The following is a 25935-nucleotide window of genomic DNA, read 5'->3' on the forward strand; positions in this document are numbered from 1 at the left end:
AGTCCGCGCTAGATCATCTTCTGTAATATGCAACGCATATCCCACTACGAGCGTTGAAAATGGAGTTTCACTCGATTCTTGCTTTTACCCTGGTCGCTGCGATTGCCATTGCGAGTCCAGGGCCTGCGACCCTGATGGCGATCAACAACAGCTTGGCCCACGGACAGCGCAGCGCAGTGTGGTCGTCCCTTGGTAATGCGAGTGGCCTGTTCTGCCTGTCGAGCGCTGCCATGCTGGGGCTGGGGGCGTTACTTGCCAGTTCCGAATGGTTGTTCAATGCGGTGAAGATCATCGGTGCCGGCTATCTGTTCTACCTGGGGCTAAGGCAGTTGTTCAAAAAGAGCCCGATGCTCGCGGAAGGTATGCAGGATGGCTCGAAGAAGAGCAGGCCCACTCGCTTAAAACTGTACAAGTCGGCTTTCCTGACGGCGGTGACCAACCCTAAGGCGACGATGTTCTTCACTGCGCTGTTCCCGCAATTCATCGATCAGAGCGCGACGTTGCTGCCGCAGTTCCTGATCCTCACCTCGATCTTCATGGCGTTGTCGGTTGCGTCGCTGAGCCTGTATGCGGCGCTTGCCTCCCGGGCCAAGGGGGTGCTGACGCGGCCTGATTTGTCCCGGTGGGTTAGCCGGGTGGTAGGGTCGACGTTCATCTGCTTCGGGGCCGCCATCCTGACCATGCGTCGACAGGCTGCATAAGAAGAGGGCGGCTAGTCGCTTGTTCGGGCCATCGAGGCCCGGCTAGCCAACCTAACTTGAGACCTACTCACTCTAGTGTCATGAGCACCGCAAGCGTGATGTTGATGAACTCTTCGTTCTTTTTGATCGTTGCCAGCGCTCTGCTCGCACACAACTAAATCTTATAACGATGTCCTAACCACCAATGGACAATCAACTGGCTGGGTTCCCGATACATCGAGGGTCTCGATCAGGTGCCGGGCAGCCTTGCGACCGATCTCGTAGTACGGCAGTTGCACCGTGGTCAGCGGCGGGATGAACAGCTCAGCAATGCCGATCATGTTGTCGTAGCCGAGCACGGCGACATCGTCGGGAATTTTCAGGCCACGGCCCAACAATAGCTGATAGGCACAAAAGGCAATGCGGTCGTTGCCACAGATCAGAATGTCGAATTGGGGACGCCCTTCGATGATGTGCCGGTCGAGGATGGCTGCGGTTTCACCATAGGCATCATGATCGGAAAGGTCGTATTGCAGCAGTGCGTCAGGCGCCAGGCCGAATGCCTGACAGGCACGCTGCAGGCCTTTTTGTCGCAGGCCCCAGGCCAGGCTCTGTTTGGGCAGATTGATACACAGAGGACGCCGATAGCCTTGGCTCAACGCGTGATGTACGGCGCGATACTGCCCCGATTCGTCGTCCGGCACATAACTGACCAGGTGACTGTCATCGGCCAGGCAATTGGCGAGTACCAGGGGTTTGCTCTTCAATCGCTCGGGAATGCACACCTGGCGAAACCCCATGGCGCTGAAGATCAACCCGTCGGGACGGTGCGACAACATCAGGTCAATGTTCTGGTCGGTGGGCGGGTTGCTCAACAGGTTAAGGATGAACACATTCCAGCCGGCTTGCTGCGCGGTCTGTTCGATGGACAGCAGCAATTCGACGGCGAACGGTGTGGTCGCGGTGTCCAGCGCGAACACACCGATGGTTCGCGACTGGAGGTTGTCGCCGCGCATCTTGCGCGCCGACAGGCTCGGTACGAACTGCAGTTCATCAATGGCGCGACGCACCCGCTGAAGGGTTTCGGGGCTCAGTTTTTCCGGATTATTGAGCGCTCGAGAAACCGTCATCAGGGACACGCCGGCCAGCTGTGCAACGTCTTTCACTGAAGTCATGCGAGGTGAGGCCGGTCAGGTTGACGCAGAATCATGACACACGGCCCGGGCTTCTCGCGACTCGAATGACGCAACTCACAGCCATCCGCCGCTCATAGCCATCCAGAGTCGAGAGGCCACGCCTTGGGAATGGAGACCCGCCCGCCACTCCCGCTTGCCAGAAGCTTCACCCCCAGACTGTCGGGCCGCGGATAGAGGCGACTGCTGAGGCTGAAGCGCCCGTTTTCGTCGAACACCTCGATAGACGAGCGATCGAGAAATACGCGCAGTTCCAGTCGCTCCTGCGTCGGGTCTATCGACACGCTGCGCTGACCGGTGACTTGTGCACCCGAGCGGCTGCGGTCAAGCACCAGGCGATGCAGTGATGCATCGTAGTAGAGCAGGGTTTCTTCATGGCCATCGTCGCTGCAGCGCAAAGCGATTCCCAAGTGGCCGTCGGTGCAGCCGAGCAGATCCAGATGCACATGGATTTCGAGCATGTCGCCATTCACTTGCGGCACCCACCGGGTTCCCGACTCATCCCACCAGGACGTGCCCGGCAAAGGCGCCTTGCGCAGAGCGCTGAGCTCCCGTGCCGGGTACACGCAAAGGCGATCTGCGTGCAGTTCAAGTTCGCGCGGCAAACCGAGCATGCCGCACCAGTGATGAGCCTGGCTCGGCATCGGGCTTTCCCACATGTCGAGCCATGCCCACACCAGGCGCCGACCATCGGCGGCCAGTAGCGTTTGCGCTGCGTAGAAATCGTGGCCGTTATCCAGCTCGATAAAAGGTCCGCCCGTGAAGTGCCATTCGCTGTCGAGTCGGCCCACTCGATAACCGGTGTGGTACTTGTTGAGCCGTTCGTAACCCTGGGGCTGCATGCCCTGGGGGGAGTACAGCAGCACATCGCGTCCGTTCAGCTGGAACAGATCCGGGCACTCCCACATATAGCCATCGCCCTCGCTACCACTGGACACATAGTCGAGGAATTCCCAGGTGTGCAGATCCGTGGAGCGGTACAGCGGGAGCAGCGGCACATCGCCCAGACGTGCGCCGGCAATCAGGTACCAATAGTCATCCTCCTGCCATACCTTGGGGTCACGAAAGTGCATGATCGTATCTTGCGGCGCGGTCTCGATGACTGCGCCATGCTTGATGAACCGGATGCCGTCGAGACTGGTGGCCAGGCACTGGACTTGACGGATCGAGCGTTCGTCACCGACTTCCCCCAGCCAGGTGTGCCCGGTGTAGATCAGCGCCAGGGTATCTCCACACACCACCGCGCTACCGGAAAAACAACCGTCGCGGTCGAAGTCATCGCCGGGCGCCAGCGCAATGGGCAGATGCTGCCAATGCACCAGATCGGCACTCTTGGCATGCCCCCAATACATCGGGCCCCATTTCGCTTCGAAGGGGTGGTGTTGATAGAACACGTGATATTCGCCACGAAAGTACACCACCCCGTTAGGGTCGTTCATCCAGCCTGCCGGAGGGGCAAGATGATAACCGGGCCGATAATCGTCGATGACGCGAGACAGGCCGTCCCTCAGCGCACGCTGCGCAAGGTCAAGGGCGGAAGACATTGGATCGTTCATGGGATTCAAATACATAGTCATAGGGCGCGTGCTCGTACCGGGCGTAGAGAGACGCCATCCGCCAGGGTTTCAATGGCGTGTGGGTGGCGCCTCAAGGCCGTGCCGTCGGCGTCGAACAGGTGCAGGTTGTCGATGTCCAGCTGCAGCTCGACCCGATCGCCTGCCTGCCATCCGGCGCTGACCTCGCAACGACAGATCAGTGGCTCGTCCTGACCTGTCTCGAGGTGCACATAGGTTTCGCTGCCCAGGTATTCGACCGCGGTAACGACGACGCCGGCAGTTCCATCCGCCGCCTTGAGCGACACGTGCTCCGGGCGAATCCCCAGGCTCAGCTGCGTGTCCACTGTCAGGTTCGAGCTGTCGAAGGGCAGGGAGGTCCTACCCAGTACGGGCGTATCGACCAGACTGGTTTCCCCAGGGGCATGCAGGCGCGCCGACAGAAAGTTCATTCTGGGCGAACCGAGAAAACCGGCGACAAAGCGACTGGCCGGACGTTCATAGAGTTCGCGCGGTGAGCCGACCTGTTCTACGCGACCGCCATTGAGCACGACAATTTTGTCGGCCAGGGTCATTGCTTCAACCTGATCGTGGGTGACGTAGATCATGGTCGAGCCCAGTCGGGCGTGCAGCCGGGCAATTTCGTTGCGCATCTGCACCCGCAAGGACGCATCCAGGTTGGAAAGCGGCTCATCGAACAACAAAATGTCCGGCTCCCGCGCCATGGCTCTGCCCATTGCCACACGCTGGCGCTGCCCTCCAGACAGTTCTTTTGGCTTGCGTTGCAGCAGTTTGTCCAATTGAAGAATTTGCGCTGTTTTCAGCACGCGCTCGCGCAAGCTGCTCTTTTCAGTCTTGGCCAGTTTGAGACCAAAGCTGATGTTGTCGTAGACGCTCATGTGCGGGTACAGCGCATAAGACTGAAACACCATGCCGACGCCACGCTCGCGCGGCTCCAGGTCGTTGACCCGTCGCCCGTCGATCAGCAGGTCGCCGCCGCAGATCGAATCCAGTCCGGCGATCAGTCGCAGCAGAGTCGACTTTCCGCAGCCCGAAGGGCCAACGAACACCACGAATTCACCCGTAGCGATTTCCAGGTTGACGTCGCGAAGAATCCGCGCGCCGCCCAATTGTTTGTTCACGTTGTCTAGCTTCAACTTGATCACGATGCTGTTCCTTGTAGTTGTCGGGCATCAACCCTTTAACGCGCCGGCAGTGAGACCGGAAACGATTCGGCGCTGGAAGATCAGCACCAGAATCACCAGTGGGACGGTGACCACCACCGATGCGGCCATCAACAATCCCCAAGGCAGCTCATGAGGACTCCCGCCGGAAATCAAGGCGATGGCGACCGGCACCGTGCGTTGCGTGTCGGTAAGGGTGAAGGTCAGGGCAAACAGGAACTCGTTCCACGCGGCGATGAAGGCCAACAAGCCAGTGGTGACCAGTGCGGGCCAGAGCAGCGGCAACAGCACGCGGATCAGCGTGACCCAAGGCGACGCGCCATCCATGATTGCCGCTTCTTCCAGTTCATGCGGCAGTTGCCCCATGAACGTGGTCAGCACCCAGACGGTGAATGGCAGGGTGAAAATCGTGTAGCTCAGGATCAACGCCCAGGACGTGTTGTACAGACCCAGGGCGCGGATCACTTCGAACAGCCCCGACAGCACAGCGACCTGGGGAAACATCGACACGCCTAGAACCATCATCAACACCGTGCCACGCCCTCGGAACTTCACCCGGCCCAAGGCATAGGCGGCGGTCAGGCTAAGGAACAGCGCCAGCGTCACCACACACAGCGCCACCACCAGCGAATTACCGATCGCCCGCAGGAATGAAGCTTGATGGAGTACCGCCGCGTAGTTGGAGAAGTCGGGGTTGTCGATCCAGTAGCTCACCTCGAACAAGGCGCTGGACGGCTTCAGTGAAGTCACGATGGCGTAGTAGAAAGGGAAAACCGCATACAGCAGCAATACCCCGATCAGGCACAAGAACCCGAGGCGCAACAGTGCTTTTTTCAGTAGGCGCAGGTTCATGACCGGACCTCCAGTTGACGGCGTCCGAGGTAGAGATAAAGCATGGCGATCACCGCAGCCACTAGAAACAGCAGCGTCGAGGCCGCGCTGCCGTAACCGACGTCCTGGAACTCCACCAGGTGCTGGCGGGCATACACCGACATGCTCATGGTGCTCGACGAGTTCGAGGTCAGCACATAGATCACATCGAATACCCGCAGCGAGTCGAGGATGCGGAAGATCGCCGCCACCAGCAGTGCGGGCATCAGCAGGGGAAGGGTGACACGCCAGAACACTTTCAGCGGATGAATGCCATCGACCCTCGCGGCTTCGTAGCAATCGCTCGGCAACATCTGCAAGGCCGCCAGCATCAGCAGCGTGACAAACGGCACGGTCTTCCAGACGTCGACGAGGATCACCGCCCACATCGACAGGTCCGCATCGGCCGTCCAGGCCAGGGGCGCGTCTATCAGGCCGAGGCTCAGCATCAGGTGATTGATGATGCCGAACTGGTCGTTAAGCATCCATGACCAGATCTTTGCCGAGACAATGGTCGGAATCGCCCAGGGAATCAGAATCATCGCACGCACCAGGGAACGGCCTGTGAACTTGATGTTCAGCAGCAACGCCACTAGCAGTCCCAGTACGACTTCCAGTCCCACCGACACCACGGTGAAATGCAACGTGTTGCGCACCGCGTTCCACCACTGAGGATCGACCAGGATGCCCGACCAGGTGGAACCGTTGTGAAACAGATAATTGCTCAGGCCGACGAAGGATCCGCCAGCGGTGTCCGACAGACTGGCGTCGGTCAGGCTGAACCAGAATGTACGCAGTAGCGGCCAGGCTGCCACCAGCGTCAGACACAACAGCATCGGTGTCAGAAACAGCCAGGCGGCGCGTACCCGGCGTCGTTGTACGGGCGTTTCCCTGGTGAGCAGAAGCTCGTCACAGGGGACATGGGTCGTAGAGACAGACATGGTGATTTTCTTCCTTGTGGCTTACCAGTTCCGGCGTTTGATGCGCGTGAGTTCGCTTTCCAGCTCGGCCAGCGCCTGATCCACAGGCAACTCGCCCGCCAGCACACCATGCACTCGATCGAAGAACGCATTGGAGACCCGTGGATAGCGATCAGCAGTGATGGAGGCGGGGCGCATGACCCCATCGTTGAGAATGCTGTGCAGCTGAGCGTAATAAGGCATGGCCGCGAGCAATTCGGGATCCTGATACAGCGACTCGATAACCGGGTTATAGGCGCCGATCAGGGCACGGCGTTTTTGCTCTTGGGCACGGGTCAGGTAGCTCACCAGCTCGGCGGCAAGTTTTGGATGGGCGCTGTAGCGCGATACCGCCAGGCCCCAGCCACCGAGGGTGGAAGCATGGCTGCCGGTCTCGCCGCCACGGGGCAGGGGAGCGACGCCGACTTTGTCTTTTACCGCACTGTCCTGGCTTTGCACCAAGGCCCAGACATAAGGCCAGTTACGCATGAACAGCGCATTGCCCGACTGGAATACGCCACGTCCTTCTTCCTCGGTGTAGTTGAGTACGCCACGCGGGGAGATGTCTCCTATCCAGCTTTTCGCCAGGGTCAACGCCGTTCTTGAGGCCTGGTTGTTGACAACGATGTCGCCTTGCGGATTGACCAGCCCGCCTTGCGGTTGGCTGCTGATCCACTCCAGCGCATTACACGTCAGGCCCTCGTAGGCGCGCCCCTGAAAGATGTAACCCCAGGCATTGGGGTTCCCGGCAGTGCGCTCGGCCTGTTGAACATTCCGGGCGGTCGCGGTCATTTCTTCCCAGGTCTGGGGAACCGGCTGGTTGTACTTCTCGAGCAAGTCCTTGCGGTAATACAGCAGGCCCGAGTCGGTGAACCACGGCATCGTCACCAGCCGTCCGTTCACCGTGGCGTTATCCACTTGTGCCTGGAAGTAGCCTTGGGTCGCATTGGCGGGAAGCACCTCGCGCAGATCCATCAGATGTTTGGCCAGCATTCCCGGCCACACCATATCGATTTGAATGATGTCGATGTCGCTGGACTGCGCACTGAGGATCTGTTGGTAGAACGACAACCGCTCGGTTGCCGAATTAGGCGTGGAAACCACTTCGACGTGGTTGCCGGTCTGTTTCGACCACGCCTCGACAGCCTCCTTGCAGAGTTGTAATTCCGCCCCCACCGCGCCGCAGGAGATCGTCAAATCAGCTGCGCTCGAGAGGGATGGAAGGCCGGCACAAAGGGTGAGCAGTGCTGCTGGAAGAAGAGATTTAAGCGCTTTCATAAAGCCCTCTTTATTTTTGTTTTTAGAAAAGTTAACGTTAACATCGCCAAATGTATCAGCGTATTTGCGATGAGGCATCTTTTTTTTCGTCGATTGCGACAATTCGCAACTCATGAAAAATGGCCGGTCGCGGGAACAAGACAATAAAAACAAAACAGGAAATCCACATGCAGAAAGCATCAAGCTGGCTACTCGCAGGCGTGCTCAGCACCTCGGTGACGACCTCTCAGGCCGCTACTCTGGAAGAACGCATGGCCGCGTTTGAAGCCCGTGCCAGCGCCGCGGAAAAGCGTGCAGCCGCAGCCGAGCAGCAAACCCAGGCACTAGCCAGGGAATTGCAGCAGATCAAACTCGCCACTCCTTCCTTGCAGCCCGCCGCGTCTACTGCGGCAGTAATTTCGGCGCCCGCTTTGGATACCCGACTGGCAAAACTCGAAGCCCGTCAGCAAAGTCTGGAGAAAGAGGGCAGTACCGGACACCTCACTGATGGGTTCAGCTTCAACGGCTACGCCCGCTCCGGATTGCTGATCAACGATGGGCTGGGTGGTGGTCGTGGCGGCCCTTATGAAACTCCTGCCGGTTCAGTCGGTGGTGCAGTCGGGCGACTCGGTAACGAAGACGACACCTACATGCGTATAGACCTGTCGAAAGAAATCTATGCGCAAAACGGCACCCGTTCCAAATTCACGGTCTCCATCGCCGACGGAGTGGAAAGTTCCAATGACTGGACGGCCGACGAAAGCAAACTGAACGTTCGCCAGGTATTCACAGCGCTTGACCATCTCGCTGCGTTCAAGGGCAATTCAGTGTTCGAGAACGCCACCCTGTGGGCAGGCAAGCGATTCGACAGAGATAATTTCGATATCCACTGGCTGGACTCGGACGTTGTCTATCTGGCCGGCACCGGGGGTGGAATCTACGATATGCAGATGAACAAGAATTGGCGTTCGAACTACTCTTTGGTCGGGCGCAACTACGGGGATTTCAGTCAAGGCGATCTTAGTGCCGATGTGGAAAGCTACATCCTGACCTCCAACCAGTTCTTCGAGGATGGTCAGTGGCAGTGGATGTTCAATGCCATCGGCGCAAAGAAAAACGATTTCGCTACCCGCACCAATGCAGCGGGTTTGACGCCTGCGGATTCCGGCTTGCACAGCATGTTGGCCAATCACCAGAAAAACTTTTTCGGCAGAGAAGGCTTCTTCAAAACGGCGCTGCTCTATGGGCAAGGTCTGGGAGCTGAGGTCAAGAACGTCGGCTCGGATGGTGAACTGATTGATGATGCCCGCGCTCTGCGTCTGGCACTTTACGGTGAGACACCCCTTGCGCCTGACTGGCGTATCGGCCCCAGCTTGCTGGCCGAACAGAGCAAGGATAGATACGTCAAGGGTGACGACTACCGCTGGCTGACCCTGAACGTGCGTTTGGCCAATAAAATCAACAGCAATTTCGAGATGGCCTACGAAGTAAGCTGGCAAACCATGAACCTCGACCCGAAGGACTATCTACAACGTAATGCGGTCGACGGTAACTTTTGGAAATTCACTGTCGCCCCGACATTCAAACCCGAGGTTGGAGATCTTCTTACCCGTCCCGAATTGCGAGTGTTCGCAAGCTTCATGAACTGGTCTTCGGATCTGGACAGTTTCAGTACCACAGACTCCTTTGGCATGACGGACTTCAAAGCCGGAGGTGTATGGCAATACGGTATACAAATGGAAACCTGGTTTTAATATTTGAACGTGTTCGGCCAACATCTGCTTGGAGGTTGGCTATGAGAACTTCTCTGACTTCAACAAACCCTGCCGTTCATCAAAGCGCATTGAGTAAGTGATTGCCGGTCGACGCTGATCAGCCAGCAGTTCCCTATGACAAAATATTGAGGAAATGACGATGGTATTGCCTCGCGCAATAGTGTTTGGCGAAGCCCTGACCGATCTTGTCCAAGGTACTCCTGGACAGTGGAAGGGCTACCCGGGTGGTGCTCCCTGGAACGTTGCACGAGCGCTAAGCCGCTTGGGTATCAGCAGCGCTTTTGCTGGATCGGTGAGCATGGATTCACTGGGTGACGAGATAGTTTCGCAGTCGGAAGCGGCAGGATTGGATATGAGGTTTATCCAACGGGTAGACCGAGATCCTTTGGTTGCCATCGTTCCATCGAGCCGTCCTCCAAGATATTTTTTTGCTGGAGAAGCCGATCTGTTTTTTGATCCCGACCTGATGCCAGAAGGATGGATCAACCATGCAGAGCTGTGTCATTTCAGCTGCATCAGTTTGGCTCGACAGCCACTCGCAGACAGGCTGGTTAAAATTGCTCGGCAGGCCAAAGAAGCCGGTAAACGGATTAGCTATGATCCGAACTGGCGCAATTTAATGGATAGCCATTATCGGGAGCAGACCTTCCCTACGATGACCACCCTTGCTGACATGATTAAGCTTTCCGATGAAGACCTTCGGCAAATTTATCCAGGGCTGACAGAACACCAGGCAATGGATGAGCTTCGCGCTCTTAATCCTCAGGCGCAGATCCTTTTTACCCGAGGAGAACACGGGATGATTCTCCACACCCCGGACAGCCAACTCGATCAGCCGGCGATTGCCGTGAAGGTGGAAGACACGGTTGGAGCAGGAGACGCTTGTATGGCTGGTTGGCTGGCTGCGCAGTTGCTGGGGATCGCGGACTTGAGAGAGCGCCTGCAATTTTCAGCGGCTTGCGCATCCATATCTTGCCGTCATGCCGGAGCCCATGCTCCAGCGTTAGCTGATGTGGAAGGTTTGCTGCAGCTGCTAAAACCTACTTGACCATGGTTGTCGGCGCCGAGGAGTTGTCTAAGTAAAAAGACGCGGCACCGACCCTGGCCACAAGCGTTGCTGAGCTCGCAAGCTCGCCAAAAAAACCAGGCAAGTTCAGGTAGCGATCAAGTCGGGGTTCTGGGGCTCAATGATTACGCACGAGCGAAAGTTGCTCGGTATGGGCGTTGAGATCATTGCGGAGGTTGGCGAGCATACACTCTATTGCACGATTGCTGTTGAGCTTGGAACAGGGGATGCATGCGCCTGATCACACCCTCACACAAAGGAGGCGTCAGCAAGTTGAACAAGGTGCGCTCGCCATCGCCACTGCGCAAAACCGGTTATCCAGCGTCATTCGAATCATGGCCTGGAGGCTAAGCCAGTCCCGCGGAACTAGCTTGTGCGTTCCTGAGTTGAATACCTGACGCGATGCTCGCTCAACATCAACGTCGCTATGGCAACCAGCACAGGTACAAAGGCAAGCGCACAGATAACGGTCCAACCGTATCGATTCAATATACCTCCCGATGCAAACGAGCCGAGCACCATGGCGCCAAAGACAATGAAATCATTGAGCGCCTGGACACTGTTTCTTTCTCTTGTTTTATGGCACTGAAGGACGAGCGCAGAGGCGCCGACAAAACCGAAATTCCAACCAATCCCTAGAAGCACCAAACATAGATAAAAGTGGTAGGACTGCACGCCGGCAAGCCCGACAGCAATAGAAACGCCGGTTAACATCAAGCCCATCAACACAACGCGGTTTGCCCCAAAACGGCGGATCAGATTTCCAGTGAAAAAGCTGGGTGCGTACATTGCAATGACGTGCCACTGCAATGCCAGGTTCGATGATTCCAGTGAAAGATCCTCATGCTTCATTGCCAGTGGGGCCGAAGTCATCAGGAAATTCATCAAGGTGTAAATTATGACACCACAGAGCATGGCGTTGATGAGTCGAGGCTGCCGAACAATCACCGCAAGCGGGCGACCTGGAATACGAACAGCCGCCTCATGGCGTGGCAAATCGACACCTGACAGCACCGCCGCCGAAACCACTGCCATTAATGCGGCTGCCGTTGCATCGCCAAGACGGTTTACCCGGATGACGATGAACGCAGTGCTGCATTTGGCAGGCCTCTCTGCCGACCCGTTGGCGCCTCTTAGACACCGCCGTACTGATACACGGTCGCACTCCAATACTGGCTGCCGTTACCTTTTTGGCGAGCCCATCCGTCGGCCACCAGTTGATTGGCGATCATTCGATTCATAAAGCCATGACCGAGCAGCAGAACCGGTCCATCGTTGGCAAGGGACTGCAATCGTTTGGCTGCCACACTGGCGCGCATCCTCGCAGTACCGGCGGATTCGACGTTGCGTGAGTAACCGCACAGCCATAAGACTCGAAGGATAAATGCCCAGGTAAACGGCGATAGCCTTGGCCGTTTCCAATGACCACAAGGCAGTTGTGCTTCGCAGAAAAGTGCGGCGACCAGTGCAGGCTTCAGGCCGAGCGCCTGGACGGAGGTCAGCGCACGAGGCGCGCTGCTTGAAACAATCACCGTGGCGGTGGCGGCGAGTTGCATGCTGGCAGGCGGGACCGGGTGGTGGGTAATTTCGGATCGGTTGTATTGTTCGATCCAGTCTTTCATCTCGAGCGCTGAGATTTTGTCGGTTGTGGCCAGTTTCGGCTGGCCGTGACGCATCAGGATTATTTCCCTGCTCACAAATTGACGTCCTTGTTCTGGTGTGTGGTAAATGACCAGCAAGTGCGGTTTCGGGAACTCAAGGTACGCCCCCCGTACCCGCACAAAACCGCACAATGAGGCTTGAGATTATCGGTTTTGGGACCAGGCGGTAATCCCGTTGGCGAAAGTCAGTTGTCGATCATGACCGATGAGCTTTTTTTCTTCGAGGCGCGCGCACTGTTGTTTTCAAACCAGCCGTGATCACGGTACCACGCCACGGTGTCAGTGATTGTCAGCTCCAGCGCCCGGAAGCTCAGGCCAAGCTCCTGCTCGCTCTTGCGGTGGTTGAAGCAGGTGCGGTACTCCTCTCGTATCATCAGACGCAACGTGGCCATGCTCAGCAGAATGGGCTTGCCGGTCAGGCGCGCATAGATCTCCTGCACAGCCGCCAAGGTGTATAGAAAGGGGAACGGTAGTTTTCGAGAGGGTGTCTTGACGCCCGCTATACGTCCTAGAACAGGGACCAGCTGACGCATCGTCATATGCCGGCCCGCCGCGAGATAGCGTTCACCTCTTCGGCCATGTTTGGCGGCCGCGATCAGCGCCCATGCCACATCACGGGCATCGACAACGGAGAAGCTGCCAGGGATCAGCCCGGGCAACTTGCCGTTCACGACATCGTTGACCAATTGTCCCGAGGAGGTCGGGCCAATGTCGGCAGGACCCCACATCCAACCGGGCAGGACCATGCAGGCATGCATCTCGGGATGTGCTTCCAGGAACGACAAGATGACGCGGTCGGCGAGGATCTTGCTGCGGTAATAGTCATCCGCGTCGGCGTCGGCCCGCAGACAGGTCTCATCGATGGACGAGCCAGGTGCGCCGTCGAGCACGGCAATGGAAGACGTATGGATGAACCGTCGTATACCGGCGCGGTAAGCCTGGTGAATCAGGTCCCGCGTACCGGCGACATTGATCTTTTCGAGTTCCGTCCAGTGCCTGCCACCCTTGTAGTTATCGCGAAAGAACGCCGCGGTGTGAAACACCGTATCGCAGCCTTGCAGCGATGCCGCGAATGCGTCGACATCGGCCATGTCACCAACGACCAGTTCCACACTCGGCAGATTGTCGAACTGCTGTTCACCTTTGGCTCTTGAGCGGACCAGGGCTTTGACCGCGTAGCCACGAGCGACCAATTCACGCACCAGGTTGTTGCCCAACAAACCGGTTGCGCCAGTAACGAATGCACTGTGCATGGCTCAACCCTCGGCCGGATAGGCGAACGGCATCAGCACCGCACTGTCGAAGAAGGCCTCTTCACGAATGGCCAGGCCGTTTTTGAAGGTGAAATGTGCGGCGTAGTGCGCGGTAATATGGCGTCCATGAGGTGGAATCACCCGGCCTGGCAACACCAAGGGTGCGGCGAAGGTACCGGTCAGGAAGGCCGTCAGCGCCAAACGATCGTTACTGACGGCGAATGGGCTGAAAATCACTTGGGCATCGGGGAGCGCTTCGAACAATGCGATCTCTCGTTTGCGCATGGCTTCGCGACCGGTTTGAATCCCAGTGCTATCGAGGTAGATGAAGTCTTCGCAAACCAACGCAAGCATCGCCTCCACATCACGGCGATTGAAGGCTCTTGAGGCGCGTTCCGCATAGTCGTTGGGTCCAGTAGTCATGCAGTCCATTCCATTCGTTTCGAGGGGCTGTAGATATACCTTTGAGGCATCTCCCGAAAAACAGCGACTACTGCATAATGGCTTTGCACATATGCAGACCAGGGAGGACAGGACGCATGGCGTTGCAAGCAAATTGGGACGATCTTCGTCTGCTGTTGGCAGTCTCGCGGCGTGGCAGCTTCCTTCAAGCTGGCCAGTTGCTGGGTATCGCGGCGTCTACCGTGTCCCGCCGCCTGACCCAACTTGAGGTCGCACTGGGCGAGCCACTCGTCGAGCGGGGCGTTGAAGGATGCTGGTTGACCTCGCGGGGCCAATCCCTCGTGGAAGTTGCCCTGGCTGCGGAAGCTGGCTTGAGGCGTCAAACCGCTGCTGGCATATCCGAGCTACACACAGAGCTATTTGGCAGTGTCCTGGTCAGTGCAGGAGAGGGGTTCTCGTCTTGTGTGCTGGAGGCCGCGAGTCGCTTCACTTCTCTGCACCCGCGTTGCTCGGTGGAGCTGATGGTAACAGCCGACTTTCACAAGATCGTCCGCGGCGTGGCAGACATTGCTGTGCGTACAGCTCATCTGGGTGAGCCGTCGCTGATTTATCGACCAATAGGCCGGCTCGCCTACGGTGTCTTCGCTGATGCAGGTTATCTGAAGCGGTTTCCAGGGGTGACCCCGGCCACGGCGGTCAATGTTGCCTTGCTTCCCCCGCTGGACATGTTGCCGCAAATGCGTGCGGCAAAGGCCGGTGGTCTGGACCGCGCGCAGATCAGCGTGAACTCTTTCGCGGTGCAGCTCGAATCGGTGAGGCGAGGTATGGGGGTGGCTGTACTGCCCCGTATATTGGCGAAGGATCTGATCGGGTTGTTCCCGGATCTCCACCTTCCAGATATGGAGGTCTATCTGGTGACCCGGCCACAGGCATTAAAGCAGGCTCACATCAAATGTTTTTTTGCCATCCTGGAGCAGGTGCTGCTCGAAGCTCTATCCATAGAAAATGTCGAAGGTTACCTCTGAGGGGGTGACCCGTGAGTATCGGAACAATAACGATCTCTACCGCGTATGGGCCACCGTGCTCGGGCATCTATAGCGCCATTACACGTGGTGCGTGGGAACAATGATCAAGACGCTCCGTGGGCAGCCAAAATTTCCCTGATCTTCTACGCTTCGACGTCAACGGATGGCAGGCGCTGTTGGTACATGACATTGCCGATGTCCCAGTCGAACTAGATACAGGCATAAAGCTGGTGATCACCGGCCACTCCCACAAGCCACGGATAGAATGGCGTGGGGAACAGCTATTTCTCAATCCGGGTAGCGCGGGACGGCGACGCTTTAAGTTGCCAGTGACCCTGGCTCTGCTTGAGATAACGCCAACCTCAATTGAACCTCTACTGATCCACTTATTGGAGTGAAGAGCGAGGGGCTACAATCGATCACTAGTTGGCGCAAACCCAGCGGGTACAGAAATGACTTTTGCTCACGATGTGGCTCGACCATGCCTAATGCTCTTCGCGAGACGCCTTACTTCTGGATACCGCTTGGACTTCTCGATGTCGAGCTGCGCATGGAGTGTGTTGGAGATTTCTGCACCGATGATTCCATGTCGTGGGATGAACAACGCTCGGGAAAAAGTTATCACGCCGCCCCAGAATCACTTGGATTTCTTCTGCATGAACTCCAGGTCAACAATGATTGACTCAGGAACCTGGGGTAAACGGACAAATTGATAGCCTGGCCAAAACTCGGCTCTTCGATAAAAACGAACTGCAGGCCATGGGCCGTGAAGTACAGCGATAAGCCCCCGTTTTCCACTGGCTGCCGGTGGGCACACGACGTTATACGGTAGCCAGTCAGTCGAAGCCTGCGATCTGATTTGTTTTGCCCAGTTTTCAATGATGAGCGCCGCAGGGTAAGCACAGGCTCGCTCTGGTCTGTCTGTATGGACCACTTCCGATAGTGTAGTGTTGGCGCTACAAAGGATGTTCCAGGCTTTTCGTTTCTTCCCAGGATGGATGTTTACCCAATGCTCAAGTTCAATGCTCATCTCGGTTTTCAATTCAATGAGTTGCCTTTTCTTCAACGCATCGAAGCCGCCGCTGCCGCTGGATTTCGGGCGGTGGAATTTCCGTCGCCCTATGAATTCGACGCCAGTCTCCTGGCCGACCACTTGGCTCAATACGCTCTTCCTCTGATTCAGTTCGCCGCACCGGCGGGTGTCACTAAAGGCATTGCTGCCCTGCAAGGCAAGGAAGAAGAGTTTCGCGCTGGCCTGGTCCAGGCCGCCAGTTATGCAAAGGTGCTGGCTTGTTCGGATGTCCACATCATGTCTGGAATTACGACGCAGGATGAGGCTGCGCTTATCTTCGGGAGCAACCTGGAGTATGCAGTCAAGTACTTCGAAGATCAGGGGTTGCGGCCCCTTATCGAAGTGATCAGTTCGAAGGAGATGCCGGGCTATTACATGTCTGACTTCAGCAGGGCGCAACAGGTGCTGGAGACCTTCCCGAGTGTTGGGCTGATTCTCGATCTTTACCATGCCCAGCTTTTGACCGGAGACGCAGCAGATGTTCTGGCTCGATTTTATGACCGAACCGTCCATGTGCAAATTGCTGACTGTCCGGGTCGTCACGAACCGGGAACGGGGAGCATCAACTTTGCTGCCTTGTTCGCGGTGTTGGAGCAGCGTGGCTACCCAGGATGGATCGGGTGTGAATACCGTCCTTCCGGCTCTACCGTTGCGAGCCTTGACTGGATTAAGCAGCTAAGGACTTAGCACTTGCGGGCACGAGTTACCCTGATGCACTCCTCAGGTGGAGAAGTTTGAAAGGCGCTTGATGGCCGATACCCATCGATCGTTGAGGCCCGCGATGCGATGGTCCGTACCGATGGCTATTGATCCAGTGCTAGTCGTGGCTCTGATTATGAGAAAACGCTTTTTGAATGCCCGGCAATAGACTGGGTTTTGCGATGAGCGTGGAGCGCTTATCAAATACCCACTCAAAGGATGAGCACATGAGCCGTACCGGCCATATCTGCCTGATGGCGACCTATAATAAATGGATGAACGTAAAGATCTATGGAGCGGCCAGGTGCTTGTCCGATGATGAGCTCTCAGCTGATAGAAAAGCGTTCTTCAGGTCGATTCTCGGGACGCTAAACCACGTGGCAGCCGGAGACACTGTGTGGTTAAAGCGATTCGCCAAACATCCAGCGAACCACTCGGCATTGGAGCCGGTGAGGCGAGTTCCTGATCCGAAAAACCTTGACCAAGCGTTGTTCTCTACTATTCGAGAACTCTCAGTATATCGAGAGAGACTTGATCAGATAATCGTCGAATGGGCTAACTCTATTACAGAGTCCGATCTAGACCACACCCTCCATTACGCCAGCTCGAAGGGTGTAGTGTCCGACAAGGATTTTTACGGCCTGATGATGCATTTCTTCAACCATCAGACTCATCACCGTGGTCAGGTTACTACGCTGCTTTCACAGGCTGGTGTCGACATAGGTGATACAGATTTAGTCGTCCTCATCCCATCCCGATCCGGCGTATGAAGAAAAGCTGGATACCAGTATTGAGAATTCACAGCCAAAGAGGGCAATTCGATTCGGATCGCACTGATTGCATCGCTATTGCCTTGGCTTAATCCATGACGAACACCTTCGCACTGAATCGCCCCGAGTTCGCCGCTGACATACATATCATCGGAATGCCAAGACATGCTCCTCAATCCGAAATCTGGTCATCGAGTGGTGGCGGGTAGTTATTTAATTTTAATGATGACCTTGCCTTTTGATCTTCCTTGTTCGACATAGCTCAACGCCTCGGCTGTTGACTCGAAAGGGAAGGTTCTGTCGACCACAGGTTTGATAATGCCGGACTCGATGAGAGCAGTGATTTCACTCAATTGAGCACCACTCGCACGCATAAAGACGAATGCATAGTTGATATTTTTTTTACGCGCTTTTCTGCGGATACCACTGCTCAACATACGCATGACCAGGCCCAATCCCCAAAACAGTTTTTGCTCTTCAGCGAACTGTGGCGTCGGCGGCCCCGAGATGGAAATGAGCTGCCCCCCAGGCTTCAGAATGTCGAGCGACTTTTCCAATTCATCAGCGCCCAAGCTGTTCAATACGACGTCGTAGTCCTGCAAAACGGTTTCGAAGTTGTGCTTCTTGTAGTCGATGACAACGTCCGCTCCCAGCCCCTTAACCCATTCAACATTATTTGTGCTGGTGGTCGTCGCAACGAAGGCGCCTAGATGCTTGGCGAGCTGGACGGCGATGGTACCGACACCACCCGAGCCGGCGTGGATAAAGACCTTCTGACCCTTTTTTAACTTGGCTGTTTCAACCAGCACCTGCCAAGCCGTCAGCGCAACCAGCGGGAGGGATGCGGCCTCTTCCATGCTGATGTTTTTAGGTTTCAACGCGAGTGCGTCTTCGTGCACCGCAATCAGCTCGGCGAATGTGCCTATGCGCTCCTGAGGAGGGCGCGCGTAGACTTCGTCACCTGGCTTGAAGCGCCGCACACCGGATCCAATGCTGACCACTACCCCAGCCAGGTCATTGCCCAGTATCAACGGGAATGAGTACGGCAAGATCAGTTTGAATTCGCCTGTACTGATCTTTGAATCAAGCAAGTTGACGCTTGTGGCATGCACTTTAACCAGGACGTCATGTGCACCCACTTCAGGTGCGGGCACCTCGGCAACACGGCCATTATTCTTGCCGTAACGATCGATTAAAAATGCCTTCATGTTGATTCAACTCTCATAGATTCAAATGGGAATTGCCGAACACGCTCAGGCATCCAGGAATACCGTTGCTTTGGCCACGAAGTCGGCATGATGTTGGAAAATTCCGCCGTGCCCTGCGTCTTCGTAAATGATCAGTTGTGAGTTCGGGATCCGGTTCGCCAAGTCAGTAGAGTTCACCGAGGGAACCATGATGTCGTGGTCACCGTTGGCGATAAGCGTCGGTATCTGTATGCGACTGAGGTTCTGCGGGGGCTGCCTCCCCCACGCGTTAATGGCTTTCAACTGCCGCAAAAAAGCGATTGGCGTCGGATGCTTGTCGCGATCTTTCCTGCGCTCCTTCAGACGCTTCACAAAATCCCTGGCAGCTCGCCGGCCATTGACCGTCGAGGTGAAGAATAGGTAGGTCTTTGGATCGCGCAACGTCAGCAAACCTTTAAGCATTAACGGCCAGCTCACTGACCAGACCTTGTCGATGCCGGTGCCGCCAGCAGGCCCGGTGCCGGTCAGAATCAGTCTGCGCACCAGGTCAGGGGCGCTCAGGGCAATTTCCTGGGCCACGAACCCTCCAAGTGAAAAACCCAGCAGGTCGACCTTGTCGAAACCCAGCGCACGAATCAAAGCGATGGCATCGCTTGCCATTTCACTGACCGTCGCAGGGGCCGTGCCACCTGATGCGCCGATGCCCCGATAGTTAGTGGTGATGATGCGCCTGGTGCTTGCGAGCCCATCGATGATCCGTGGGTCGAAGTTGTCCAGGACTGCGCCCCAATGATTCAACAAAACCAGCGGCAACCCGTCCTTGGGGCCTGTATCACGGTAAACGAACGCCGTTTCTTCAACCCTGATCCATTGGTTCGCTGCATTGACGAATCGAGTGGATGATCCGGTTTGAGGTTTCGTGTCATGGATGGTCATGTCGGCCCCGTGATGCGAGTCGAAAAGCTTCAAGTGAGATAGGACGTTGCAGGCGCTCTAGCACTAGCGCCTGCTTCACGATGTTTTACGCCTCGGCTTGATAGCGCTCGGCAACATCGGATTGCCGAATCTGCGACAGCAGGCCTTGACGTGCGGCCTGCAAGGCATCCCAACGCGCGGCGTCCTGCAAGGGTGGAATGGTCACGGGCTCGCGACGATCGAAACCGACCAGCGCCGCATCGACCAGATCACCCACTTCCATGATGTCACTGAGGGTATTGATATCGATGCCCGCTCGCTCCCAGATTTCGGTGCGAGTGGCTGCCGGCAGAACGGCTTGCACGTAGACGCCTTTGGGCGAAAGTTCCAGGCTCATACCTTGTGATAGAAACAGCACAAACGCCTTGGTCGCGCCGTAGACCGTCATGCCGAACTCCGGTGCCAGGCCAACAACCGAGCCTATGTTGATAATCGCGCCGTTTCCGGCTTGTGCCAGGCGTGGGGCGATGGCGCTGGCAAGCCGTACCAGTGCGGTAGTGTTGAGCGTGACCAACTGAGCAACGCTGTCGGTGGATTGTTCGATAAAGCTGCCGGATTGTGCGGCGCCTGCATTGTTCACCAGGATGCCAATACTGGCGTCGTCGCGCAGGCGAGCCTCGACCGTGGTCAAATCGCTGATTTGGGTCAGGTCAGCCTGGAGAACATCAATGATGATGTTGTGTTTCTCACGCAGCCGGGCTGCAAGAGCATCCAGCCGCCCTTTGTCGCGGGCAACCAGTACGAGGTCGTGCCCGCGCTGTGCAAAGCGCTCGGCATAGGTAGCGCCGATGCCAGTGGAGGCGCCGGTAATGAGAACGGTGGCAGGGATGCTCATGAATTGATCCTCAGTTTCGGATATCGATAGGCGAGTCATGCGTGGTGTCCGGAGGACGTGCGCAGACGTGATTTTTAGCCGTGCCGGGTACTGGATTCAGCAAGGGTTGGGTAGTCGATGTAGCCTTCTGCACCGCCGCCATACAGGGTCGCAGGATCGAATGCCGACAAAGAGGCAGCGGTTTTAAGGCGCTCCACCAAGTCCGGGTTACCTATGAAGGGACGTCCAAAGGCGATCAAGTCAGCCTTGTCATCGTTGAGTTGAGAGGTGGCCAAATTCACGTCGTAGCCATTGTTCGCGATGTAAGTGTTTTTGAAGCGTTGGCGCAAAGAACCAAAGTCGAAGTGCGCAATATCGCGTGGCCCGCCAGTCGCGCCTTCGACCACATGGAGGTACACAATGCCCAAGGCATCGAGTTGGTCGACAATGTAGTCAAACTGGGCCTGCGGTTCGCTGCTGGAGACACCATTGGCTGGCGAAACTGGCGATATACGGATGCCTGTGCGTTCTGCTCCGACCTCGTTTACTACCGCCGCCGTCACTTCCAGCAGTAGGCGAGCGCGGTTTTCAATCGAGCCACCGTAGGCATCGGTGCGGATATTGGCACCGTCCTTGACGAACTGATCCAGCAAATAGCCGTTTGCGCCGTGGATCTCCACGCCATCGAATCCCGCAGCGATGGCATTTGCCGCCGCTTGGCGAAAATCATTAACGATCCCGGGAAGCTCGCTGATATCAAGCGCTCGCGGCTCTGAAACGTCCACGAAGCTATTATTGACGAAGACCTTGGTTGCGGGACGGAGAGCGGAGGGTGCTACCGGAGCGGCACCGTTCTCCTGCAGGTCAACGTGCGATACGCGTCCGACATGCCACAGTTGCAGGAAAATTCGTCCGCCTTTTGCGTGGACGGCATCGGTGACCTTGCGCCAGCCATCAATCTGCTCCTGCGTGTAGATACCGGGCGTATCCTGGTAGCCCTGTCCCTGCTGCGAGATCTGCGAGGCTTCGGAGATCAACAGGCCTGTAGAGGCTCTCTGGCTGTAATAGGTTGCAGCGAACTCGCTCGGGACGAAGCCTTCTCCCGCACGGTTACGCGTCAGCGGAGCCATCACGATTCTGTTGGAAAGTGTCAGCGAGCCGAGCGTGTACGGCTCAAATAACGTCTTATCGTTCATATCGTTTCCATACTCGTTGATTAATGAGGGCGGCATGCGCCGTGCCAGGGAAGATTCGCGTTGGCGCATTTATGATGTCGATCACACTCAAAACTGTCAATGCTTTTGATTATGATCGACATCATAGTATGATGAGGGCATTGCTTTGAGATGCAGAGGCGCAGGAAATGAAGATCACCAAGGCGCAATCGCTCGCCAATAGAGCTCACATCGTTGAGACGGCTTCAGAGCTGTTTCGCGAGCGTGGCTACGATGGCGTGGGGGTGGCTGAACTCATGGCAGCAGCCGGATTTACGCAAGGCGGTTTCTACAAGCACTTCGGCTCCAAGGCTGATTTGATGGCTGAAGCGGCAGCGAACAGTCTTTCGCATTCGCTGACCAGTTCCGAAGGTCTCGAAGTTGCTGAGTTCATCGATTTGTATGTGTCGAGGGACCACCGAGACGGCAGGGGCAGCGGTTGCACCATGGCGGCCCTTTGTGGAGACGCTGCGCGTCAATCAGATGAGTTGAAAGCCACCTTTGCCAGCGGGGTAGAAAGCACGCTGGCAGCGCTCGAAGAAAAGTACAAGGCGAGGCAAGACGCGCCGCAGGATGGGGTACGGGCAAAAATGATCGACATGCTGGCGCATGCAATCGGTGCGGTCATGTTGTCGCGCGCCTGCCCAGATGATTCTTCTCTGGCTGATGAAATACTCGAGGTTTGCCACGCTGAGATAATTGCTTCATTGCCGTTGGCTCAGCATTGCCCCGGAAAGTAGGCACCATCTTCCGTGAACGATATTCAGCAGTCTCTCAACTTCGCCCAAAATTCTTCAGCGGATTGGCTGATAGGAGCCGTTGGACGCGTGAGGTGAATTTCCAAGGGGATATCCCAGCTTTCATCAAGAGCTCGTACAAGACGTCCGTCGGTGACTTCCTGTTCGGTTAGGCTCCTTGGTAGCCAGGCCACACCTTTGTTTTCCAGGGCCATGGACATCAGTACCGCAGCGAGGTGACTACTGAATAATGGCTTGAGGTGAAGGAAATCTTCCTTTCCATTAAGCCGGTGAGCCACGATGCGTCCCAACCCGGACTCTTGGGTATACGCCAAGTACGGCAACGATGCGGGCGAACTTTCAAAGTTGGCAGAAGCGCTCGCCAATGGAACGAGAACATCTTCGCCAACCTTTTTGCCTATGAACTGATCAGGGGTCAACAGCGGTGGAACATCCGGGTGACGATGACAAAGCAGGAACTGCACCTGGCCCTGAATCAGCATCTGCTCACAGACCGCCATGCTGTCGGAATGCAGCCGCACAGCCTCAATGGGAGCGCCGTTTTCCGTGCTTCTTAACCATCTCGGGAAGAAAGTGAACGACAGCGAATGGGTTGCAGCGAATTGCAGAGTCTTGGCAGCCATTCCCGCCACTTCCTGGGCTTCGCTGCGCATTCGGTACAAGCGCCTGGCAGTCTCCTGGGCACTTGGCAAAATCTGCTTCCCAGCCTCGGTCAGCGTTGCACCTTGTGGCGTGCGAACGAACAGTTCAACACCCATCCAATTTTCCAGTGAGCGGACTCTGCGACTGAATGCCGGCTGAGTAACGTGGCGCGCTTCAGCGGCACGAACAAAGCTGCCGTACTCTGCCAACGCTGAAAAATCTTCTAGCCAAACGAGTTCCAAGGGCCATGCCTCCTGTGCATAGGGCTCGGCATTAATAGCATTGGGCGGGTGTCATCGCAAAGCATAACGTGGGGCCACCAACAACAAGAGGAGCCCGTCATGCGTATCGTAGACATCCGTGAAAAAACTGTTTCTATTGCCTCCCCAATTGCCAACGCCTATATCGATTTTTCCAAAATGACCTGCTCGGTTGTCGCTGTCGTCACGGATGTGATTCGCGATGGTAAACCAGTAATCGGCTACGGCTTCAACTCCAACGGTCGCTACGGTCAAGGTGCACTGATGCGTGATCGCTTCCTGGCGCGTATCACGGAAGCTGATCCAGATACTCTCATCGACCACGAGAACAACAACCTGGATCCGTTTGCCATCTGGAAGACTCTGATGACTAACGAAAAGCCAGGTGGTCACGGTGAACGTTCAGTCGCAGTGGGTACCATTGACATGGCTGTATGGGATGCCGTTGCCAAGATTGAAGGCAAGCCTCTGTATCGCCTGCTGGCCGACCGTTATCGTGACGGCGTGGCAGATGACAAGGTGTGGGTCTACGCAGCGGGCGGCTACTACTACCCTGGCAAAGATCAAACCAAGCTCAAGGCAGAAATGCAGAGCTATCTGGATCGTGGCTACGACGTCGTCAAGATGAAGATTGGTGCAGTATCACTGGACGAAGATATCCGTCGTATCGAGGCGGTACTTGAAGTAGTAGGGGACGGTCGTCGACTGGCGGTCGATGCCAATGGCCGCTTCGATCTGAAGACAGGTATTGCATACGCGGAGGCCATCAAAAAGTACAACCTCTTTTGGTACGAAGAGATTGGCGATCCGCTGGACTACGCGCTGCAGGCTGAGCTTGCAAATCACTATGAACTGCCAATGGCTACCGGGGAAAACCTGTTCTCCCACCAGGATGCCCGTAACCTTCTGCGCCACGGCGGTATGCGCCCTGATCGCGACTACCTACAGTTCGACTGTGCTCTGTCCTACGGGCTCGTGGAGTACATGCGCACCCTGAAGGTGATGGAAGAAATGGGTTGGTCTTCCCGCCGTGTAGTTCCGCATGGTGGTCACCAGATGTCCCTGAACATCGCAGCGGGTCTGCACCTGGGCGGTAACGAGTCGTACCCAGACGTGTTCCAGCCTTTCGGCGGGTTCGCTGACGGGATTCGTGTGGAAAACGGCTATGTCGGTCTGCCGGATATTCCAGGTGTCGGCTTCGAAGCCAAGTCCGCTTTGTACGCAGTAATGCGCGAGCTGGGCGAAGGCTGATAGCCCTCGAACGGCGGCCTCTTGCAGGAGGCCGCCGTTATCAGGCGTCACTCACTGACGCCACGCCACACGCCCATCACAAAAATAAAATGAGGTGCTCCCGTGGAAATCTCCAAGTCCCGCTGGTACAGCCAGCTGTATGTGCAGGTGCTGATCGGTATCGTCATCGGTGCAGCAATTGGTCACTTTGAACCGCAATTCGGAGCCAAGCTCCAACCTTTTGCGGATGGCTTTATCAAACTCATCAAAATGCTGTTGGCGCCTATTATTTTCGGTACCGTCGTCGTTGGTATCGCTAAGATGGGCAGCATCAAGGAAGTCGGGCGGATCGGCGTCAAAGCGCTGCTCTACTTTGAAATCCTTTCAACCATTGCGCTGGTCATCGGCCTTATTGTGGTCAATATCGCAAAGCCAGGCGCTGGGATGAATATCAACGCTACCACGCTTGATGCCAGCGCTATCGCCAAGTACAGCCAAGCCGCCAGTGAGCAGGGCGGAACAATCGATTTCTTTCTCAACATAATCCCGAGTACCTTCATTGGCGCATTCTCGAATGGCGTCATGCTTCAGGTCATCTTGATTTCGGTTTTGATGGGCGTTGCCCTCGTTCAAATGGGCGAAACCAGCAAACCGCTGATCAATACCATCGACCTGTTTCTGCAAGGGCTGTTCAAGATCGTGGCAATGGTTATGCGTCTGGCTCCGATTGGTGCCGGCGCTGGGATGGCTTTCACTATAGGCAAGTACGGAATTGGTACCTTGCTGTCACTCGGCCAGTTGCTGGTCGCGCTCTACATCACGACCTTGATTTTCATCGTGGTAGTGCTGGGTACGGTTGCTAGATGGTCGGGCATGCCGCTTATGCAATTTCTTCGTTATTTCAAAGATGAAATTCTCATCACGCTTGGCACCTGCTCAACCGAAGCCGTACTTCCGCGAATGATGGTGAAACTTGAAAAGCTGGGCTGCAAGAAGTCAGTGGTGGGCATGGTGCTACCAACTGGATATGCCTTCAATGCAGATGGCACCTGCATTTACCTCACCATGGCGGCGATTTTTATCGCACAGGCAACCAATACGCCGCTGACGTTTATGGATCAGATGATTCTGTTGGGTGTCTTCCTGCTGACCTCGAAAGGCTCGGCTGGCGTGGCGGGTGCCGGGTTCATAACCCTTGCGGCAACGCTCACAACCATCCACTCCATTCCCCTGGTAGGCCTGGTGTTGCTGTTGGGCATCGACCGATTCCTCAATGAAGCACGGGCAGTGACCAATCTGATTGGCAACGGGATCGGCACCATCGCAATTGCCAAGTGGGACAACTCCTTTGACGTTGAAGCCTGCGAGCGTGAGATTGCCGCAATGAAACACGAAAAGGCAGCGCGAAAAGCATTGTTGGCGCAAAAGTAATCAGC

Annotated in this window: 25 protein-coding genes and 1 pseudogene; 11 read left to right on the forward strand and 15 right to left on the reverse strand. The window is 56.2% G+C overall.

The genetic code is table 11. The features are described 5' to 3' along the window. Positions 1 to 59 precede the first annotated feature (59 nt). The gene (locus AC3IT9_RS10705) at positions 60 to 701 is read left to right on the forward strand and encodes a LysE family translocator (protein ID WP_150727223.1); all 642 of its coding nucleotides are present in this window, start codon (positions 60 to 62) and stop codon (positions 699 to 701) included. A gap of 161 nt (positions 702 to 862) precedes the next feature. On the opposite strand, the gene AC3IT9_RS10710 is transcribed toward AC3IT9_RS10705, so the two are convergent. From AC3IT9_RS10710 to AC3IT9_RS10735, 6 genes are all read right to left on the reverse strand, one after another. Continuing rightward, entirely contained in the window at positions 863 to 1855 is a 993-nt protein-coding gene (locus AC3IT9_RS10710; RefSeq protein WP_489272967.1) for a LacI family DNA-binding transcriptional regulator, read from the reverse strand. 92 nt (positions 1856 to 1947) lie between these two features. Next, a complete protein-coding gene (locus tag AC3IT9_RS10715; RefSeq protein ID WP_489272969.1) occupies positions 1948 to 3450 on the reverse strand; it encodes a glycoside hydrolase family 32 protein in 1503 nt (500 codons plus the stop codon). After that, complete coding sequence (locus AC3IT9_RS10720) at positions 3447 to 4592, reverse strand: ABC transporter ATP-binding protein (protein ID WP_489272970.1); 1146 nt, start codon at positions 4590 to 4592, stop codon at positions 3447 to 3449. The genes AC3IT9_RS10715 and AC3IT9_RS10720 overlap by 4 nt, the downstream gene beginning before the upstream one ends. A 27-nt stretch (positions 4593 to 4619) precedes the next feature. Then, positions 4620 to 5462 (reverse strand): carbohydrate ABC transporter permease, encoded by an 843-nt coding sequence (locus AC3IT9_RS10725; RefSeq protein WP_489272972.1) that lies wholly within the window; start codon positions 5460 to 5462, stop codon positions 4620 to 4622. Then, complete coding sequence (locus AC3IT9_RS10730) at positions 5459 to 6421, reverse strand: carbohydrate ABC transporter permease (RefSeq protein WP_489272973.1); 963 nt, start codon at positions 6419 to 6421, stop codon at positions 5459 to 5461. The genes AC3IT9_RS10725 and AC3IT9_RS10730 overlap by 4 nt, the downstream gene beginning before the upstream one ends. A 21-nt stretch (positions 6422 to 6442) precedes the next feature. Then, a complete protein-coding gene (locus AC3IT9_RS10735; RefSeq protein ID WP_150727229.1) occupies positions 6443 to 7717 on the reverse strand; it encodes an ABC transporter substrate-binding protein in 1275 nt (424 codons plus the stop codon). A 167-nt stretch (positions 7718 to 7884) separates the two neighbouring features. On the opposite strand from AC3IT9_RS10735, the gene AC3IT9_RS10740 reads away from it, so the two are divergent. Together AC3IT9_RS10740 and AC3IT9_RS10745 are read left to right on the forward strand one after the other, a co-directional pair. Continuing rightward, complete coding sequence (locus AC3IT9_RS10740) at positions 7885 to 9450, forward strand: carbohydrate porin (protein ID WP_489272975.1); 1566 nt, start codon at positions 7885 to 7887, stop codon at positions 9448 to 9450. A 160-nt stretch (positions 9451 to 9610) separates the two neighbouring features. Further along, positions 9611 to 10519: a carbohydrate kinase family protein gene (locus tag AC3IT9_RS10745; RefSeq protein WP_489272976.1), complete on the forward strand. Its 909-nt coding sequence runs from the start codon at positions 9611 to 9613 to the stop codon at positions 10517 to 10519. Positions 10520 to 10903: 384 nt separating this feature from the next. On the opposite strand, the gene AC3IT9_RS10750 is transcribed toward AC3IT9_RS10745, so the two are convergent. The 4 genes from AC3IT9_RS10750 to AC3IT9_RS10765 form a co-directional block, all read right to left on the reverse strand. Then, the gene (locus AC3IT9_RS10750) at positions 10904 to 11572 is read right to left on the reverse strand and encodes an MFS transporter (RefSeq protein WP_489272978.1); all 669 of its coding nucleotides are present in this window, start codon (positions 11570 to 11572) and stop codon (positions 10904 to 10906) included. A gap of 98 nt (positions 11573 to 11670) precedes the next feature. Next, on the reverse strand, positions 11671 to 12213 hold the full coding sequence (locus tag AC3IT9_RS10755; protein WP_489273501.1) for a histidine phosphatase family protein: 543 nt from the start codon (positions 12211 to 12213) through the stop codon (positions 11671 to 11673). A gap of 170 nt (positions 12214 to 12383) precedes the next feature. Beyond that, a complete protein-coding gene (locus AC3IT9_RS10760; protein ID WP_489272980.1) occupies positions 12384 to 13451 on the reverse strand; it encodes an SDR family oxidoreductase in 1068 nt (355 codons plus the stop codon). A 3-nt stretch (positions 13452 to 13454) separates the two neighbouring features. Then, entirely contained in the window at positions 13455 to 13874 is a 420-nt protein-coding gene (locus AC3IT9_RS10765; protein ID WP_489272981.1) for an ester cyclase, read from the reverse strand. Positions 13875 to 13990: 116 nt separating this feature from the next. Here AC3IT9_RS10765 and AC3IT9_RS10770 point away from each other — a divergent pair, with 116 nt between their 5' ends. From AC3IT9_RS10770 to AC3IT9_RS10790, 5 genes and pseudogenes are all read left to right on the forward strand, one after another. After that, positions 13991 to 14878 carry a LysR family transcriptional regulator gene (locus AC3IT9_RS10770; protein ID WP_151213064.1) on the forward strand — a complete coding sequence of 296 codons (888 nt, stop codon included), beginning with the start codon at positions 13991 to 13993 and terminating at the stop codon, positions 14876 to 14878. Positions 14879 to 14941: 63 nt separating this feature from the next. Then, positions 14942 to 15276, forward strand: a pseudogene (locus AC3IT9_RS10775) (metallophosphoesterase family protein); the annotation flags it as partial. A gap of 83 nt (positions 15277 to 15359) precedes the next feature. Continuing rightward, a complete protein-coding gene (locus AC3IT9_RS10780) occupies positions 15360 to 15560 on the forward strand; it encodes a hypothetical protein (protein ID WP_223455710.1) in 201 nt (66 codons plus the stop codon). A 327-nt stretch (positions 15561 to 15887) separates the two neighbouring features. Then, positions 15888 to 16637: a hydroxypyruvate isomerase family protein gene (locus AC3IT9_RS10785; protein WP_489272983.1), complete on the forward strand. Its 750-nt coding sequence runs from the start codon at positions 15888 to 15890 to the stop codon at positions 16635 to 16637. A 239-nt stretch (positions 16638 to 16876) separates the two neighbouring features. Next, positions 16877 to 17419: a DinB family protein gene (locus tag AC3IT9_RS10790; protein ID WP_489272985.1), complete on the forward strand. Its 543-nt coding sequence runs from the start codon at positions 16877 to 16879 to the stop codon at positions 17417 to 17419. A 209-nt stretch (positions 17420 to 17628) separates the two neighbouring features. Here the strand turns inward: AC3IT9_RS10790 and AC3IT9_RS10795 are convergent, their stop codons facing one another. The 4 genes from AC3IT9_RS10795 to AC3IT9_RS10810 all read right to left on the reverse strand — a co-directional run bounded on the left by AC3IT9_RS10795 (position 17629) and on the right by AC3IT9_RS10810 (position 21591). Then, the gene (locus AC3IT9_RS10795; RefSeq protein WP_489272986.1) at positions 17629 to 18627 is read right to left on the reverse strand and encodes an NADP-dependent oxidoreductase; all 999 of its coding nucleotides are present in this window, start codon (positions 18625 to 18627) and stop codon (positions 17629 to 17631) included. Between the two features lie 45 nt (positions 18628 to 18672). Then, entirely contained in the window at positions 18673 to 19542 is an 870-nt protein-coding gene (locus tag AC3IT9_RS10800) for an alpha/beta fold hydrolase (RefSeq protein WP_489272988.1), read from the reverse strand. An 85-nt stretch (positions 19543 to 19627) separates the two neighbouring features. Continuing rightward, positions 19628 to 20416: an SDR family NAD(P)-dependent oxidoreductase gene (locus AC3IT9_RS10805; RefSeq protein WP_489272990.1), complete on the reverse strand. Its 789-nt coding sequence runs from the start codon at positions 20414 to 20416 to the stop codon at positions 19628 to 19630. Between the two features lie 74 nt (positions 20417 to 20490). Beyond that, complete coding sequence (locus AC3IT9_RS10810; RefSeq protein WP_489272992.1) at positions 20491 to 21591, reverse strand: alkene reductase; 1101 nt, start codon at positions 21589 to 21591, stop codon at positions 20491 to 20493. 167 nt (positions 21592 to 21758) lie between these two features. Between AC3IT9_RS10810 and AC3IT9_RS10815 the strand changes: the two genes are divergently transcribed. Continuing rightward, positions 21759 to 22349, forward strand: a complete 591-nt coding sequence (locus tag AC3IT9_RS10815; RefSeq protein WP_489272994.1) for a TetR/AcrR family transcriptional regulator — start codon at positions 21759 to 21761, stop codon at positions 22347 to 22349. A 23-nt stretch (positions 22350 to 22372) separates the two neighbouring features. Here AC3IT9_RS10815 and AC3IT9_RS10820 read toward each other — a convergent pair whose 3' ends face one another. After that, positions 22373 to 23251, reverse strand: coding sequence for a LysR family transcriptional regulator (locus AC3IT9_RS10820; protein ID WP_159389630.1), 879 nt, complete (start codon positions 23249 to 23251; stop codon positions 22373 to 22375). A 99-nt stretch (positions 23252 to 23350) separates the two neighbouring features. On the opposite strand from AC3IT9_RS10820, the gene AC3IT9_RS10825 reads away from it, so the two are divergent. Beyond that, positions 23351 to 24520 carry a mandelate racemase/muconate lactonizing enzyme family protein gene (locus AC3IT9_RS10825; protein WP_159389631.1) on the forward strand — a complete coding sequence of 390 codons (1170 nt, stop codon included), beginning with the start codon at positions 23351 to 23353 and terminating at the stop codon, positions 24518 to 24520. A 102-nt stretch (positions 24521 to 24622) separates the two neighbouring features. After that, positions 24623 to 25930, forward strand: coding sequence for a C4-dicarboxylate transporter DctA (gene dctA, locus AC3IT9_RS10830; protein ID WP_150755461.1), 1308 nt, complete (start codon positions 24623 to 24625; stop codon positions 25928 to 25930). Positions 25931 to 25935 lie beyond the last annotated feature (5 nt).

This window comes from Pseudomonas sp. KH_046_1 (assembly GCF_057839025.1).

Excerpts from the sequence above, each read along its gene's own strand:
- AC3IT9_RS10705 (WP_150727223.1), top strand. The coding sequence starts at position 60 with ATGGAGTTTCACTCGATTCTTGCTTTTACCCTGGTCGCTGCGATTGCC.
- AC3IT9_RS10710 (WP_489272967.1), bottom strand. The coding sequence starts at position 1,855 with ATGACTTCAGTGAAAGACGTTGCACAGCTGGCCGGCGTGTCCCTGATG.
- AC3IT9_RS10715 (WP_489272969.1), bottom strand. The coding sequence starts at position 3,450 with ATGACTATGTATTTGAATCCCATGAACGATCCAATGTCTTCCGCCCTT.
- AC3IT9_RS10725 (WP_489272972.1), bottom strand. The coding sequence starts at position 5,462 with ATGAACCTGCGCCTACTGAAAAAAGCACTGTTGCGCCTCGGGTTCTTG.
- AC3IT9_RS10730 (WP_489272973.1), bottom strand. The coding sequence starts at position 6,421 with ATGTCTGTCTCTACGACCCATGTCCCCTGTGACGAGCTTCTGCTCACC.
- AC3IT9_RS10735 (WP_150727229.1), bottom strand. The coding sequence starts at position 7,717 with ATGAAAGCGCTTAAATCTCTTCTTCCAGCAGCACTGCTCACCCTTTGT.
- AC3IT9_RS10740 (WP_489272975.1), top strand. The coding sequence starts at position 7,885 with ATGCAGAAAGCATCAAGCTGGCTACTCGCAGGCGTGCTCAGCACCTCG.
- AC3IT9_RS10745 (WP_489272976.1), top strand. The coding sequence starts at position 9,611 with ATGGTATTGCCTCGCGCAATAGTGTTTGGCGAAGCCCTGACCGATCTT.
- AC3IT9_RS10750 (WP_489272978.1), bottom strand. The coding sequence starts at position 11,572 with ATGGCAGTGGTTTCGGCGGCGGTGCTGTCAGGTGTCGATTTGCCACGC.
- AC3IT9_RS10755 (WP_489273501.1), bottom strand. The coding sequence starts at position 12,213 with ATGCGTCACGGCCAGCCGAAACTGGCCACAACCGACAAAATCTCAGCG.
- AC3IT9_RS10760 (WP_489272980.1), bottom strand. The coding sequence starts at position 13,451 with ATGCACAGTGCATTCGTTACTGGCGCAACCGGTTTGTTGGGCAACAAC.
- AC3IT9_RS10765 (WP_489272981.1), bottom strand. The coding sequence starts at position 13,874 with ATGACTACTGGACCCAACGACTATGCGGAACGCGCCTCAAGAGCCTTC.
- AC3IT9_RS10770 (WP_151213064.1), top strand. The coding sequence starts at position 13,991 with ATGGCGTTGCAAGCAAATTGGGACGATCTTCGTCTGCTGTTGGCAGTC.
- AC3IT9_RS10780 (WP_223455710.1), top strand. The coding sequence starts at position 15,360 with ATGCCTAATGCTCTTCGCGAGACGCCTTACTTCTGGATACCGCTTGGA.
- AC3IT9_RS10785 (WP_489272983.1), top strand. The coding sequence starts at position 15,888 with ATGCTCAAGTTCAATGCTCATCTCGGTTTTCAATTCAATGAGTTGCCT.
- AC3IT9_RS10790 (WP_489272985.1), top strand. The coding sequence starts at position 16,877 with ATGAGCCGTACCGGCCATATCTGCCTGATGGCGACCTATAATAAATGG.
- AC3IT9_RS10795 (WP_489272986.1), bottom strand. The coding sequence starts at position 18,627 with ATGAAGGCATTTTTAATCGATCGTTACGGCAAGAATAATGGCCGTGTT.
- AC3IT9_RS10800 (WP_489272988.1), bottom strand. The coding sequence starts at position 19,542 with ATGACCATCCATGACACGAAACCTCAAACCGGATCATCCACTCGATTC.
- AC3IT9_RS10805 (WP_489272990.1), bottom strand. The coding sequence starts at position 20,416 with ATGAGCATCCCTGCCACCGTTCTCATTACCGGCGCCTCCACTGGCATC.
- AC3IT9_RS10810 (WP_489272992.1), bottom strand. The coding sequence starts at position 21,591 with ATGAACGATAAGACGTTATTTGAGCCGTACACGCTCGGCTCGCTGACA.
- AC3IT9_RS10815 (WP_489272994.1), top strand. The coding sequence starts at position 21,759 with ATGAAGATCACCAAGGCGCAATCGCTCGCCAATAGAGCTCACATCGTT.
- AC3IT9_RS10825 (WP_159389631.1), top strand. The coding sequence starts at position 23,351 with ATGCGTATCGTAGACATCCGTGAAAAAACTGTTTCTATTGCCTCCCCA.